13 protein-coding genes are annotated in these 13,702 nt (G+C 43.0%); all 13 read left to right on the top strand.

Annotated features, from left to right (window positions below):
• The 13 genes from truB to topA all read left to right on the top strand — a co-directional run bounded on the left by truB (position 1) and on the right by topA (position 13,603).
• Positions 1-879 carry a tRNA pseudouridine(55) synthase TruB gene (gene truB / locus M1F74_RS09290; protein WP_247946975.1) on the top strand — a complete coding sequence of 293 codons (879 nt, stop codon included), beginning with the start codon at positions 1-3 and terminating at the stop codon, positions 877-879.
• A 112-nt stretch (positions 880-991) separates the two neighbouring features.
• Complete coding sequence (gene udk / locus M1F74_RS09285; RefSeq protein ID WP_001181372.1) at positions 992-1,630, top strand: uridine kinase; 639 nt, start codon at positions 992-994, stop codon at positions 1,628-1,630.
• A 128-nt stretch (positions 1,631-1,758) separates the two neighbouring features.
• Entirely contained in the window at positions 1,759-3,099 is a 1,341-nt protein-coding gene (gene xseA, locus M1F74_RS09280; protein WP_247946944.1) for an exodeoxyribonuclease VII large subunit, read from the top strand.
• Entirely contained in the window at positions 3,077-3,289 is a 213-nt protein-coding gene (locus tag M1F74_RS09275; RefSeq protein WP_057487718.1) for an exodeoxyribonuclease VII small subunit, read from the top strand. The genes xseA and M1F74_RS09275 overlap by 23 nt, the downstream gene beginning before the upstream one ends.
• Positions 3,286-4,161 (top strand): polyprenyl synthetase family protein, encoded by an 876-nt coding sequence (locus M1F74_RS09270; protein WP_247946943.1) that lies wholly within the window; start codon positions 3,286-3,288, stop codon positions 4,159-4,161. Before M1F74_RS09275 ends, M1F74_RS09270 begins: the two co-directional genes overlap by 4 nt.
• A complete protein-coding gene (locus M1F74_RS09265; RefSeq protein ID WP_247946942.1) occupies positions 4,154-4,969 on the top strand; it encodes a TlyA family RNA methyltransferase in 816 nt (271 codons plus the stop codon). The genes M1F74_RS09270 and M1F74_RS09265 overlap by 8 nt, the downstream gene beginning before the upstream one ends.
• Positions 4,962-5,393, top strand: a complete 432-nt coding sequence (locus M1F74_RS09260) for an arginine repressor (RefSeq protein ID WP_084932663.1) — start codon at positions 4,962-4,964, stop codon at positions 5,391-5,393. The genes M1F74_RS09265 and M1F74_RS09260 overlap by 8 nt, the downstream gene beginning before the upstream one ends.
• Before the next feature lie 6 nt (positions 5,394-5,399).
• A complete protein-coding gene (recN, locus tag M1F74_RS09255) occupies positions 5,400-7,067 on the top strand; it encodes a DNA repair protein RecN (protein ID WP_247946941.1) in 1,668 nt (555 codons plus the stop codon).
• Positions 7,068-7,796 carry a metallophosphoesterase family protein gene (locus tag M1F74_RS09250; protein WP_247946940.1) on the top strand — a complete coding sequence of 243 codons (729 nt, stop codon included), beginning with the start codon at positions 7,068-7,070 and terminating at the stop codon, positions 7,794-7,796.
• 78 nt (positions 7,797-7,874) lie between these two features.
• Positions 7,875-9,698 (top strand): translation elongation factor 4, encoded by a 1,824-nt coding sequence (gene lepA / locus M1F74_RS09245; RefSeq protein ID WP_247946939.1) that lies wholly within the window; start codon positions 7,875-7,877, stop codon positions 9,696-9,698.
• A 145-nt stretch (positions 9,699-9,843) separates the two neighbouring features.
• Positions 9,844-10,467 carry a hypothetical protein gene (locus M1F74_RS09240; protein WP_247946938.1) on the top strand — a complete coding sequence of 208 codons (624 nt, stop codon included), beginning with the start codon at positions 9,844-9,846 and terminating at the stop codon, positions 10,465-10,467.
• Positions 10,468-10,550: 83 nt separating this feature from the next.
• Complete coding sequence (gene dprA, locus M1F74_RS09235; protein ID WP_247946937.1) at positions 10,551-11,399, top strand: DNA-processing protein DprA; 849 nt, start codon at positions 10,551-10,553, stop codon at positions 11,397-11,399.
• Positions 11,400-11,515: 116 nt separating this feature from the next.
• The gene (gene topA / locus M1F74_RS09230; protein ID WP_247946936.1) at positions 11,516-13,603 is read left to right on the top strand and encodes a type I DNA topoisomerase; all 2,088 of its coding nucleotides are present in this window, start codon (positions 11,516-11,518) and stop codon (positions 13,601-13,603) included.
• Positions 13,604-13,702: the final 99 nt, after the last annotated feature.

The raw sequence follows: 13,702 nt of genomic DNA, 5'->3' as shown, positions 1-13,702 counted from the left end.
ATGAACGGTATTATCAATTTAAAAAAAGAAGCGGGGATGACTTCGCATGATGCGGTTTTTAAGCTGCGTAAGATTTTGGGAACCAAGAAAATTGGTCATGGTGGGACCTTGGATCCAGATGTGGTGGGTGTTTTGCCTATTGCAGTTGGCAAGGCGACCCGCATGGTCGAGTTTATGCAGGATGAGGGAAAGGTCTATGAGGGGGAGATTACTCTTGGCTATTCAACGACGACCGAGGATGGTAGTGGGGAAGTAGTTGCAGAGACACCTGTTTTGTCGCCCTTGGATGAAACCATTGTCGATGAAGCGATTGCGAGTCTGACTGGGCCTATTACTCAGATTCCACCGATGTACTCGGCTGTTAAGGTTAATGGTCGCAAGCTCTATGAGTATGCGCGTGCTGGTCAGGAAGTGGAACGTCCAGAACGTCAGGTGACTATTTATCACTTTGAGCGGACTAGTCCGATTTCTTATGAAGGCGAACTTGCACGTTTTACCTTTCGTGTGAAATGTAGTAAGGGGACTTATATCCGTACCTTGTCTGTTGACTTGGGAGAGAAGCTGGGTTATGCGGCCCATATGTCCCATTTGACTCGGACGAGTGCAGCAGGTTTACAGTTAGAAGATGCCTTGACTTTGAATGAAATTGCTACAAAAGTGGAGGCCGGTCAACTGGACTTTCTCCATCCTCTTGAAATTGGAATAGGTGACCTTGTCAAAGTTTTCCTAACTCCAGAAGAGGCCACAGAAGTGCGCTTTGGTCGTTTTATTGAGTTAGAACAAACAGACAAAGAATTGGCTGCCTTTGAAGGAGATACATTGCTAGCCATTCTAGAAAAAAGGGGCAATCTCTACAAGCCAAGGAAGGTTTTTAGCTAGTTTAACTAGAGTGTGGGGATGGAATCGTTTCCCCCTAGACTATCCAAATCAGACTATAAATTTTGAAAAAAATATGATAGAATAGACGACGGATAAAAAAACGGAGGATAGCATGCAAAATAGACCAATCATTATCGGAGTGACAGGTGGTTCTGGTGGTGGTAAGACCAGTGTTTCAAGAGCCATTTTATCGCATTTTCCTGATGAAAAGATTTCCATGATTGAGCATGATTCATACTACAAGGATCAGTCTCACTTGACTTTTGAAGAGCGTGTCAAAACCAACTACGACCATCCATTTGCCTTTGATACAGACTTGATGATCGAGCAGATTAAGGAATTGTTGGCAGGGCGCCCAGTGGACATTCCGACTTATGACTATACAGCCCATACACGGAGTAGCAAGACCTATCGTCAGGAGCCTCAAGATGTCTTTATCGTTGAGGGAATTTTGGTCTTGGAGGACAAGCGTCTGCGCGATTTGATGGATATCAAGATTTTTGTGGATACAGATGATGACGTGCGTATTATTCGCCGGATCAAGCGTGATATGGAGGAGCGTGGACGTAGCCTTGACAGTGTCATTGAGCAGTACTTAGGTGTAGTTAAACCTATGTACCACCAGTTTATCGAGCCGACTAAGCGTTATGCCGATATCGTCATTCCTGAGGGAGTCAGCAATACCGTTGCTATCGACCTTTTGACCACTAAGATTGCAAAGATTTTGGAAGAAGCTCGAAACAGTAAATAATCAGATGAGGAGGCCTTGCCTCCTTTTTCTATTTTTCCTTTAGTTTCAGTAGGAAAAAGGTGATTTTTAAGCATGTTTTTGGTATAATAATACCCATGGAAAAGCAAGAAAATGAATAGTAGGTGGAGATGGAAAAGTATTTATCGGTAACAACTTTGACCAAGTATCTGAAAATGAAATTCGATAAAGACCCTTACTTGGAACGGGTCTATTTAACTGGTCAAGTTTCCAACTTTCGTAAACGACCTACTCACCAATATTTCTCCCTAAAGGATGACCATGCAGTTATTCAAGCGACCATCTGGTCAGGGATCTATCAGAAATTAGGTTTCGACCTGGAAGAAGGTATGAAGATCAATGTAATTGGGCGTGTGCAGGTTTATGAACCCAGTGGGAGCTACTCTATCATCATTGAAAAGGCTGAGCCTGATGGGGTTGGGGCGCTCGCGATTCAGTTTGAACAACTTAAGAAAAAATTGACGGAAGAAGGTCTGTTTCAAGAACGTTTCAAGCAACCTCTTCCCCAGTTTGCTAAGCGAATCGGTGTGGTAACCAGTCGCAGTGGAGCTGTTATTCGAGATATCATCACGACTGTCAGCAGGCGTTTTCCAGGTGTTGGTATCCTTCTCTATCCGACCAAGGTACAAGGTGATGGAGCTGCGGAGGAAATTGCTCGAAATATTGCGCGTGCCAATCAACGTGAGGACCTAGATGTTCTCATCATTGGTCGTGGTGGGGGTTCCATTGAGGATCTCTGGGCTTTTAACGAAGAGATCGTGGTACGGGCTATTTTTGAATCCCGTTTGCCAGTCATCTCTAGTGTTGGTCATGAGACAGATGTGACCTTGGCGGATTTTGTGGCAGATAGACGGGCTGCAACGCCAACAGCTGCAGCTGAACTGGCAACACCTGTAACTAAGTTGGATCTCTTGACGCATTTGCAAAATCAAGAAAAACGGATGGCAACAGCAGTTCAGAATGTCTTGTCAAAGAAAAAAGAGGCTTTGAAAAAATGCAGTCAGTCTGTTATCTTTAGACAGCCAGAGCGCTTGTATGATGGTTATTTGCAACGGTTAGATCAACTGCAACTGCGATTAAAACAAAGTTTGCGAACACGGATTTCTGATAACAAACAGCTAGTCCAAGCAAGGACGCATCGACTAGTCCAGTTATCACCTGTTACCAAAATCCAGCGTTATCAAGACCGTCTTGGTCAGTTAGACAAGCTTCTACGCAGCCAAATGGCGCTGGTTTATGATGCCAAGGTTGCTGAAGTCAAGCGACTTTCAGAAGCTTTGATGATGTTGGATACCAGTCGAATCGTGGCGCGTGGTTATGCAATTGTCAAAAAAGAAGAGTCTGTAGTCGATTCTGTTGAGATGTTGAATAAAAAAGACCAAGTGACGCTTTTGATGCGAGATGGTCAAGTAGAATTAGAGGTTAAAGATGTCAAAACAAAAGAAATTTGAGGAAAATCTAGCAGAATTGGAGACCATTGTCCAAAGTTTGGAAAATGGTGAAATTGCTTTGGAAGATGCGATTGCGGCCTTTCAAAAGGGCATGGTTTTGTCAAAAGAGCTCCAAGCGACGCTGGACAAGGCTGAAAAGACCTTGGTCAAGGTCATGCAAGAAGATGAAACAGAAAGTGATTTCGAATGAAGAAGCAAGAAAAATTAGCTCTTATCGAGTCGGCTTTGGAAGATTTTTATGGAGACCAGCAGTTTGCCTCTAGTTTGCGAGAGTCTGTTCTCTATTCCATTCATGCTGGTGGCAAGCGTATTCGGCCTTTTCTCTTGCTAGAGGTTCTGGAATCCTTGCATGTTACTATTAGACCCGCTCATGCGCAGGTAGCCGCGGCCTTGGAAATGATTCATACAGGAAGCTTGATTCATGATGATCTTCCTGCCATGGATGACGATGATTATCGTCGGGGGCGTTTAACCAATCATAAGAAATTTGGCGAAGCTATGGCCATTTTGGCAGGAGATGCTTTGTTCCTAGATCCCTATGCCTTAATAGCGCTGGCGGATTTGCCAAGTCAGATCAAGGTGGACTTGATTGCTAACTTATCCCTTGCATCAGGTAGTCTAGGCATGGTAGCAGGTCAGGTTTTGGACATGGAAGGCGAACACCAGCACTTGTCCTTGGAAGAACTTCAGACCATTCATGCTAATAAGACTGGAAAATTGCTAGCTTATCCCTTTCAAGCAGCTGCTATCATAGCTGAATTAGCACCAGAAATCCAAGCAAAACTGAAAACAGTTGGTGAATTGATTGGACTTGCTTTTCAAGTTCGAGATGATGTACTGGATGTGACAGCTAGTTTTGAGGAAATCGGCAAGACTCCACAAAAGGACTTGCAGGCTGAAAAATCAACCTATCCAGCCTTGTTGGGCTTGGAAGAGGCCATTTCCTTTTGTAACCAAACTTTGGATCAAGCCGAGGCTAAATTAGAAGAAATTGCCCAGCAAGTCAGCTTTGAAACAGCGCCGATTGTGAAAGTAGTAGAAAGTTTGAGAATCAATGGCTAAGGAAAGAGTAGATGTACTAGCTTATAAACAGGGCTTGTTTGAAACGCGAGAACAGGCCAAGCGTGGTGTCATGGCTGGTCTGGTTGTAGCTGTCCTCAATGGGGAGCGTTTTGACAAGCCAGGAGAGAAAATCCCAGATGATACTGGACTAAAACTCAAGGGTGAAAAACTCAAGTATGTCAGTCGAGGTGGTCTAAAACTGGAAAAGGCTTTGCAGGTCTTTGATTTGTCAGTTGAAGGAGCGACAACGATTGATATTGGGGCCTCCACTGGAGGATTTACCGACGTCATGTTGCAGAATGGTGCTGAGTTGGTCTTTGCAGTTGATGTTGGTACCAATCAGTTGGCTTGGAAATTACGCCAAGACCCTCGGGTTGTCAGCATGGAACAGTTTAATTTTCGCTATGCTGAAAAGACTGACTTTGAGCAGGAACCGAGCTTTGCCAGTATTGATGTGAGTTTCATTTCCCTCAGTCTGATTTTGCCGGCCTTGCACCGCGTCTTGGCAGATCAAGGGCAGGTTGTGGCTCTGGTTAAGCCCCAGTTTGAAGCAGGTCGTGAGCAGATTGGAAAGAATGGAATCATTCGCGATTTCAAGATTCATCAAACTGTCCTTGAATCTGTCACTGCTATGGCAGTTGAACAAGGTTTTTCAGTGCTTGGATTAGACTATTCACCAATCCAAGGTGGACATGGGAATATTGAGTTTTTAGCTTATTTGAAAAAGGAAGAGGGAGCAAGTAATCAAGTTGCCCCAGAAATAGAAAAAGTTGTAGAGAGAGCGCATAGAGAATTTAAAGATGAATAAAAAAGAGAGACTTGAAAAAATTAGAAGATTTGTTACGGATTATCAAATCGGGACTCAGGAAGAAATTGTTGAGTATTTGAAGGAAGCAGGTATTTCTGCTACTCAAGCCACCGTTTCAAGGGATATCAAAGAACTTGGAATTGTTAAAATTCCTTTGAAGAACAACACCTATATCTATGAGTTGCCAAAATCAATCGTCAAAAGTTTGCAGTTGGCCGAGGACAACATTGTGAGTTCTGAGTTAATGGGAAATATGATCAACCTTGCTGTCATTCCTGGAAATACTACTTTTGTGAAGAGTCAGTTGGTTGAAGCATTTTCTGAACAGATTTTTAGCTGTCTAGCTGATGATGATTCTATCTTAATTGTGGCTAGAACAGCAGAGGCAGCTGAAGAAATTGTTGAACAAGTCAAAAAATGGTAGGTCAGTATGTTACTTGAAATTTCGATAAAAAACTTTGCCATTATTGAGGCGATTTCCCTCAATTTTGAAAAGGGTATGACTGTTTTGACCGGAGAAACGGGTGCTGGAAAGTCTATCATTATTGACGCTATGAATCTCATGTTGGGGTCTCGGGCAACGACAGGCGTTATTCGTCATGGTGCTTCTAAGGCAGAGATTGAGGGGCTTTTCTCGGTTGAAAATAGTCGCCTTTTACAGGAACTTTTTGAAAATCAAGGTTTGGAAATGGGTGATGAAATTATCATCCGCCGGGAAATTTTGCAAAATGGTCGTAGTGTTAGTCGCGTGAATGGTCAGATGGTCAATCTTTCCGTCTTGCGTGCTATTGGGCAACACCTTGTGGATATCCATGGTCAGCATGACCAAGAGGAGTTAATGCGTCCTCAACTGCACATTCAGATGTTGGATGAGTTTGGTGATGCAGCTTTCTTGGACTTGAAGGAGACCTATCAGACGAGCTTTGATGCCTATCGCAAAATGCGTAAGCAGGTTCTAGAAGTCAAGAAAAATCAGCAGGAACATAAGGCTCGTATTGAGATGCTGGAATTTCAAATGGCAGAGATTGAGGCAGCGAACTTGCAAGCTGGTGAAGACTTGGCTCTCAACCAAGAACGAGATAAGCTTCTCAATCATAAAAATATTGCGGATACGCTAACTAATGCCTACACTATGTTGGACAATGAGGAATTCTCCAGCCTAGCAAATGTCCGTTCAGCCATGAATGACATGGAAAGTGTCGAAGAATATGATCCTGAATACCGTGAAATTTCGAGTTCTCTATCAGAAACCTATTATGTTTTAGAAGATATTACAAAGCGTTTGGAAGATATCATTGAGGACTTGGATTTTGATGGCAATCGCCTCATGCAGGTTGAAAATCGCTTAGACCTTATAAATACTATTACCCGCAAGTATGGTGGAACTGTGGACGACGTTTTGCTTTATTTTGCCAAGATTACGGATGAGTACAATCTCTTGACGGGTAATAACCTTTCTTCCGAAGATATGGAAGCAGAGCTCAAGAAATTGGAAGTTAATCTTGTTGATTTGGCAGGGCAGCTTGCATCAGCTCGCCATGACTTGGCCCAGCAGCTAGAGGCAGAGATTAAACAAGAACTGCAAGATCTCTATATGGAGAAGGCTCAATTTCAAGTTCGTTTTAGTAAGGGCAAATTCAGCCGTGAAGGAAATGAAGCGGTTGAGTTTTACATTTCAACCAACCCTGGTGAAGACTTTAAACCTTTGGTCAAAGTTGCATCTGGTGGGGAATTGTCTCGTCTCATGCTCGCTATTAAGTCTGCCTTTTCTCGTAAGGAAGGTAAGACTAGTATTGTCTTTGATGAGGTGGATACAGGAGTTTCAGGTCGTGTTGCCCAAGCTATTGCTCAGAAGATTCATAAGATTGGCCAACATGGTCAGGTTTTAGCTATTTCTCACTTACCACAAGTGATTGCCATCGCGGATTATCAGTTCTTCATTGAAAAGATTAGCGACGAACATTCAACTGTTTCGACAGTTCGTCTCTTGACTTTAGAAGAGCGAGTAGAGGAAGTTGCTAAGATGTTGGCAGGAGAGAATGTAACAGAAGCAGCCCTTACCCAAGCGAGAGAATTATTGCAAACGAGGGAGAAATAAATGACAGACTATTATGTAATTGGAGATGTCCATGGAAAAGCAGGTATGCTGGAAGACCTTCTCAAAACATGGGATGGCCACACCCAGTTGCTTTTTCTAGGGGATTTGATTGACCGTGGTGAAGACAGTCGCCGTGTTCTAGAAATGGTCAAAGACTTGGTCGACAATCAAGGAGCTATCTGTCTATCAGGAAACCACGAGTATATGTTTCTGACTTGGCTCGATGACCCAGAAGAAAGCTATGACCATTATCGTCGCAATGGTGGAGATACAACTATTAACTCTATTTTAGGTCGTCCCTTGGATGCACCAGTTGATGGCGTAGAAGATGCCAAGCGTGTTGCGACTGAAGCGGCAGACTTGGTCGAATTTATTCGTCAAATGCCATTTGTGGTGGAGACAGACAAGTATATCTTTGTTCATGCGGGTATTGACTTGACCTTGGATGATTGGCATGAAACCACAGATTATAAGAAAGTCTGGCTCAGAAAGCCATTCCACGAAGCTGAAAATCATACTGGAAAAACTATTGTATTTGGGCATACACCGGTTTATGGTTTGTTGAAGCAAGACCGAGGTACTGCTGAACTTTGGATAACAGAAGATGGCAAGATTGGCATGGATGGAGGAGCCGTTTACGGCGGCGTCCTTCATGGTATTGTCTTTACTGATCAAGGCATGACCGAGCACTATTTCATTGAAAATGACGGCTTTATCGCCGAAGATTAGTACTCCTAGCAGGGTATGGTCTTGTCAAAATGTTAAAAACAATTTATAATAAATAGATACCCTGAAAGGAAGAGAATCATGAATTTAGAAGAATTGAAAAAACGACAGGAGAAGATTAGAAACTTCTCTATTATCGCCCATATTGACCATGGGAAGTCAACGCTTGCAGACCGAATTTTGGAAAAGACAGAGACGGTTTCAAGCCGTGAAATGCAGGCCCAGCTTCTGGATAGCATGGATCTAGAACGGGAACGTGGGATTACCATTAAACTCAATGCTATCGAGCTCAATTACACTGCGAAAGATGGGGAGACTTATATTTTCCACTTGATCGACACACCTGGGCACGTGGACTTTACCTATGAAGTGTCGCGTTCCTTAGCTGCCTGTGAAGGAGCGATTTTAGTAGTCGATGCCGCACAAGGGATTGAGGCTCAGACGCTTGCCAATGTCTATCTTGCCTTGGACAATGATTTGGAAATTCTTCCAGTTATTAACAAGATTGACTTACCAGCAGCCGATCCTGAGCGCGTTCGTACAGAGATTGAGGATGTCATTGGACTGGATGCTAGTGAAGCAGTTTTGGCTTCTGCTAAGGCTGGTATTGGTATTGAAGAAATTCTAGAGCAGATCGTAGAGAAAGTTCCAGCACCAACGGGTGATGTGACGGCGCCACTCAAGGCCTTGATTTTCGACTCTGTCTACGATGCCTACCGTGGGGTTATCCTCCAAGTTCGTGTCATGGATGGGGTAGTCAAACCTGGCGATAAGATTCAGCTCATGAGCAATGGCAAGACCTTTGATGTGACTGAGGTCGGAATTTTCACTCCGAAAGCAGTAGGGCGTGATTTCCTAGCCACAGGTGACGTTGGCTATATTGCGGCTTCTATCAAGACGGTTCAAGACACGCGTGTCGGAGATACAGTGACTCTATCAAGCAATCCTGCGGCTGAACCACTGGATGGCTACAAGCAGATGAATCCGATGGTCTTTGCAGGTCTTTATCCAATCGAGTCAAACAAGTACAATGACCTTCGTGAAGCCCTAGAAAAATTGCAACTTAACGATGCCAGCTTGCAGTTTGAACCGGAAACCTCACAGGCCCTTGGATTTGGTTTCCGTTGTGGTTTCCTTGGACTTCTCCATATGGATGTTATCCAAGAGCGTTTAGAACGTGAGTTCAACATTGACCTCATCATGACAGCACCGTCTGTTATTTACAAGGTTAACCAAACTGACGGTGAATCTATGGATGTGTCTAATCCGTCTGAGTTTCCAGACCCAACCAAGATTGCGACCATTGAAGAACCTTATGTTAAGGCGCAAATCATGGTACCGCAAGAGTTTGTTGGAGCAGTGATGGAGTTAGCTCAGCGCAAGCGTGGGGACTTTGTGACCATGGACTATATTGATGACAATCGTGTCAATGTCATCTATCAAATTCCGCTTGCTGAAATCGTCTTTGACTTCTTTGATAAGCTCAAGTCTTCGACGCGTGGTTATGCAAGCTTTGACTACGAATTGTCCGAGTATCGCCCATCTAAGCTAGTCAAAATGGATATCCTTCTCAATGGAGACAAGGTGGATGCCCTTAGCTTTATCGTTCACAAGGATTTTGCTTACGAACGTGGAAAACTCATCGTTGATAAGCTCAAGAAAATCATCCCTCGTCAACAGTTTGAGGTGCCAATTCAGGCAGCTATTGGACACAAGATTGTGGCTCGTACGGATATCAAGGCCCTTCGTAAAAACGTACTTGCCAAGTGTTATGGTGGTGACGTTTCTCGTAAACGGAAACTCCTTGAAAAACAAAAAGCTGGTAAGAAACGCATGAAGGCTATCGGATCAGTAGAAGTTCCCCAAGAAGCCTTTCTCAGCGTCTTGAGCATGGATGAAGAATAGAAATAGAAAACTAAACTCTTGAAGATTTTTCAAGAGTTTTTGCTTTAAATGAGAACGAGAAAAATCGTCAACTGACAGAATCGATTAGGTTAAAATTTGACAGTAGTTCTTATTTTTCTTATAATGCAGATGGAAAGGTGGTAGGATGAAAAAATTATTAATTTTAGGAACTGTTGTTACTGCTAGTGTTTTTCTAGCTTCATGCGCCAATAAGTCTCAAACAGCAACCGAAGAAAGTTCGACTGCGGTTGTTAGTTCCTCTAGCAGTCAGGAAACAAGTAGCTCTAGTTCTACTGTTTCTGAAGCGAAAAAGGAAGAGACGCAAATCATCGGTTCAAATGAATATGGTTTTGTCAAGGTACCCAAATCATGGGTTCGATTCCATGAGGTAGAAGGTGGAAACGATATACAGTATTGCGATGGAACAGATATCAACATTGTTACGCTGAATACCTTCAAGGCTGAGCAGTTTGATATCAGCGAAGAAGAGTATGCAAAACTGGATGATGTGACTGTCTCATCTAGTATTTTAACTTCCAAAGAACAAAGCTCTGATTTCAGTAAGGTTTGGGGCTCCAAATCGACTATTGGAGGCTATGAAGCCTATGTTGTTAATGCAATTGCTAAGTCGGGGAAATACCTCGTTACCTGGATTTTCCGATCAAATGATGGTAAAATCCGCTATGTTTCACTTGAAGGGGATGGTGAAACTTTAAAAACAATCTTACCGATGGTTGAAAGTAGCTGGTCAACTACTAAAGCTGAATAAATGAAAAAAAAGAAGATCCTTGGTCTTCTTTTTATTTTTTTTACGAATAGATAGATGAGTAGAAAGAAGAAATGGAGATGTTTATGAAGATTACAAATTATGATATTTACAAATTAAGAAAAGCAGGGTTGACCAATCAACAGATTTTAACTGTCCTTGAATATGACGAGACTGTGGAGCAGGAACTTTTGTTAGGGGATATTGCTGAAATCTCTGGTTGCCGCAATCCTGCTGTCTTTATGGAACGCTATTTCCAGATAGATGATGCGCAGTTGGAGAAGGAGTTTCAAAAATTCCCATCCTTCTCGATTCTAGACGACTGCTATCCTTGGGATCTGAGTGAGATTTATGACCCTCCAGCTCTTTTGTTTTATAAAGGAAATCTGGATTTATTGAAATTTCCAAAGGTGGCTCTTGTAGGGAGTCGTTCTTGTTCTAGTCAAGGAGCAAAATCAGTTCAGAAGATTATTCAAGGTTTGGAAAATGAGTTAATCGTAGTTAGCGGTTTAGCTAAGGGTATCGACACCGCTGCCCATATGGCTGCGCTCCAGAATGGAGGACGAACGATTGCTGTCATTGGAACTGGATTGGATGTTTTTTATCCACGTGCCAATAAACGCTTGCAGGAGTACATTGGCAATCATCATCTGGTGTTAAGCGAGTACGGTCCAGGTGAAGAACCCTTGAAATTTCACTTTCCAGCCCGTAATCGTATCATTGCAGGATTGTGTCGTGGAGTTATAGTAGCAGAGGCAAGGATGCGTTCAGGAAGTCTCATTACCTGTGAACGTGCTATGGAGGAAGGACGCGATGTTTTTGCTATTCCAGGGGAGATTTTAGACGGTCATTCAGATGGCTGTCACCACTTGATCCAAGAGGGAGCGAAACTGGTCACAAGTAGTCAAGATGTCTTGGCTGAGTTTGAATTTTAAGGAGAAATTGTTCACTCAGATAAACTTTTCTTCTATATATAGTAGCTAAGTCTTGACAGTTATGGCAAAATGGTTTACACTTTATAAAGTTTATTACTTTGAAAAGGTGTGATAGTGTGGCTACGGCAACAAAGAAGAAAAAATCAACAGTTAAAAAAAATCTAGTCATCGTAGAGTCGCCTGCTAAGGCGAAAACGATTGAGAAATATCTAGGACGAAATTACAAGGTTCTAGCCAGTGTCGGGCATATTCGTGATTTGAAAAAATCCAGTATGTCAGTCGACATTGAAAACAACTACGAACCGCAGTATATCAATATCCGAGGAAAAGGTCCTCTCATCAATGACCTGAAAAAGGAAGCCAAAAAGGCCAATAAAGTCTTTCTGGCGAGTGACCCGGACCGTGAAGGAGAAGCGATTTCCTGGCATTTGGCTCATATTCTCGATTTGGATGAAAATGATGCCAACCGTGTGGTTTTTAATGAAATCACCAAGGACGCAGTAAAGAATGCCTTTAAAGAACCTCGCAAGATTGATATGGACTTGGTCGACGCCCAACAAGCTCGTCGTGTCTTGGACCGTTTGGTAGGTTATTCGATTTCGCCAATTTTGTGGAAAAAGGTTAAGAAAGGCTTATCAGCAGGGCGCGTGCAGTCTGTTGCCCTTAAGCTCATCATTGACCGTGAAAATGAAATCAATGCCTTTCAACCTGAAGAATACTGGACGATTGATGGTGTCTTTAAGAAGGGAACCAAGCAATTTAAGGCTTCATTCTATGGTATGAATGGCAAAAAGATGAAATTGACCACTAACGAAGAAGTCAAAGAAGTCTTGTCCCATCTGACAAGCAAAGATTTTACAGTGGATCAGGTAGATAAGAAGGAGCGCAAACGCAATGCGCCACTACCTTATACGACCTCAACCATGCAAATGGATGCTGCCAACAAAATCAATTTCCGTACTCGTAAGACCATGATGGTTGCCCAACAGCTCTATGAAGGGATCAATATCGGTACAGGCGTGCAAGGTTTGATTACCTATATGCGTACAGACTCCACCCGTATCAGTCCTGTGGCTCAGAATGAAGCGGCAAGCTACATCAAGGACCGTTTTGGTAGCAAGTATTCCAAGCATGGTAGCAGGGTCAAGAATGCCTCAGGTGCTCAAGATGCCCACGAAGCCATTCGTCCATCTAGCGTCTTTAATACACCAGAGAGCATCGCTAAGTACTTGGACAAAGACCAGCTCAAACTCTATACCCTTATCTGGAATCGTTTTGTAGCGAGCCAGATGACGGGAGCTATCTTTGATACCATGGCTGTCAAGCTCTCTCAAAATGGAGTCCAATTCGCTGCAAATGGTAGTCAAGTTAAGTTTGATGGGTATCTTGCTATCTACAATGACTCAGATAAGAACAAGATGTTGCCAGATATGGCTGTTGGAGATGTAGTCAAGCAGGTGAATAGCAAGCCAGAACAACATTTCACTCAACCACCTGCTCGCTATTCGGAAGCGACCCTTATCAAGACCTTGGAGGAAAATGGTGTTGGACGTCCGTCAACTTACGCTCCGACCATTGAAACCATCCAGAAACGCTATTATGTTCGTCTGGCAGCCAAACGATTTGAATCAACAGAATTGGGAGAAATTGTCAATAAACTCATCGTTGAATATTTCCCAGACATTGTCAATGTGACCTTCACAGCTGAAATGGAAGGAAAACTGGATGATGTCGAAGTTGGAAAAGAGCAGTGGCAACGTGTTATTGATGAATTTTATAAACCATTCTCCAAAGAAGTAGCCAAGGCTGAAGAGGAAATGGAAAAAATCCAGATCAAAGATGAGCCAGCTGGATTTGACTGTGAAGTCTGTGGTAGCCCAATGGTGATTAAGCTAGGACGCTTTGGTAAATTCTATGCTTGTAGCAACTTCCCAGACTGCCGTCATACGCAAGCAATTGTTAAGGAGATTGGTGTCGAATGTCCAAGTTGCCATCAAGGACAAATCATTGAACGCAAAACCAAACGCAATCGTATCTTCTATGGTTGCAATCGCTATCCAGAATGTGAATTTACTTCCTGGGACAAACCAATTGGCCGTGACTGTCCAAAATGCGGACACTTCCTTGTGGAGAAAAAAGTCCGTGGTGGTGGCAAGCAGGTTGTATGTAGTAATGGCGACTACGAAGAGGAAAAAATTAAATAAAATGCAGAGTCCTGAAAATGAATTTGTACTGACCCCAAAAAGTTAGACAAATAATTATTGAAAGGATTTAGTTCTGTACTGCACAGGACTAAGTCCTTT

The organism is Streptococcus oralis (genome assembly GCF_023109315.1).
Taxonomy (GTDB): domain Bacteria; phylum Bacillota; class Bacilli; order Lactobacillales; family Streptococcaceae; genus Streptococcus; species Streptococcus oralis_BS.
Note: the sequence above shows the minus strand (reverse complement) of the source record. Positions and strands in the feature narration are given on the sequence as shown.

Bases quoted from the DNA above. Each gene is read 5' to 3' on its own strand.
- truB (WP_247946975.1), top strand. From the start codon at position 1: ATGAACGGTATTATCAATTTAAAAAAAGAAGCGGGGATGACTTCGCAT.
- udk (WP_001181372.1), top strand. From the start codon at position 992: ATGCAAAATAGACCAATCATTATCGGAGTGACAGGTGGTTCTGGTGGT.
- xseA (WP_247946944.1), top strand. From the start codon at position 1,759: ATGGAAAAGTATTTATCGGTAACAACTTTGACCAAGTATCTGAAAATG.
- M1F74_RS09275 (WP_057487718.1), top strand. From the start codon at position 3,077: ATGTCAAAACAAAAGAAATTTGAGGAAAATCTAGCAGAATTGGAGACC.
- M1F74_RS09270 (WP_247946943.1), top strand. From the start codon at position 3,286: ATGAAGAAGCAAGAAAAATTAGCTCTTATCGAGTCGGCTTTGGAAGAT.
- M1F74_RS09265 (WP_247946942.1), top strand. From the start codon at position 4,154: ATGGCTAAGGAAAGAGTAGATGTACTAGCTTATAAACAGGGCTTGTTT.
- M1F74_RS09260 (WP_084932663.1), top strand. From the start codon at position 4,962: ATGAATAAAAAAGAGAGACTTGAAAAAATTAGAAGATTTGTTACGGAT.
- recN (WP_247946941.1), top strand. From the start codon at position 5,400: ATGTTACTTGAAATTTCGATAAAAAACTTTGCCATTATTGAGGCGATT.
- M1F74_RS09250 (WP_247946940.1), top strand. From the start codon at position 7,068: ATGACAGACTATTATGTAATTGGAGATGTCCATGGAAAAGCAGGTATG.
- lepA (WP_247946939.1), top strand. From the start codon at position 7,875: ATGAATTTAGAAGAATTGAAAAAACGACAGGAGAAGATTAGAAACTTC.
- M1F74_RS09240 (WP_247946938.1), top strand. From the start codon at position 9,844: ATGAAAAAATTATTAATTTTAGGAACTGTTGTTACTGCTAGTGTTTTT.
- dprA (WP_247946937.1), top strand. From the start codon at position 10,551: ATGAAGATTACAAATTATGATATTTACAAATTAAGAAAAGCAGGGTTG.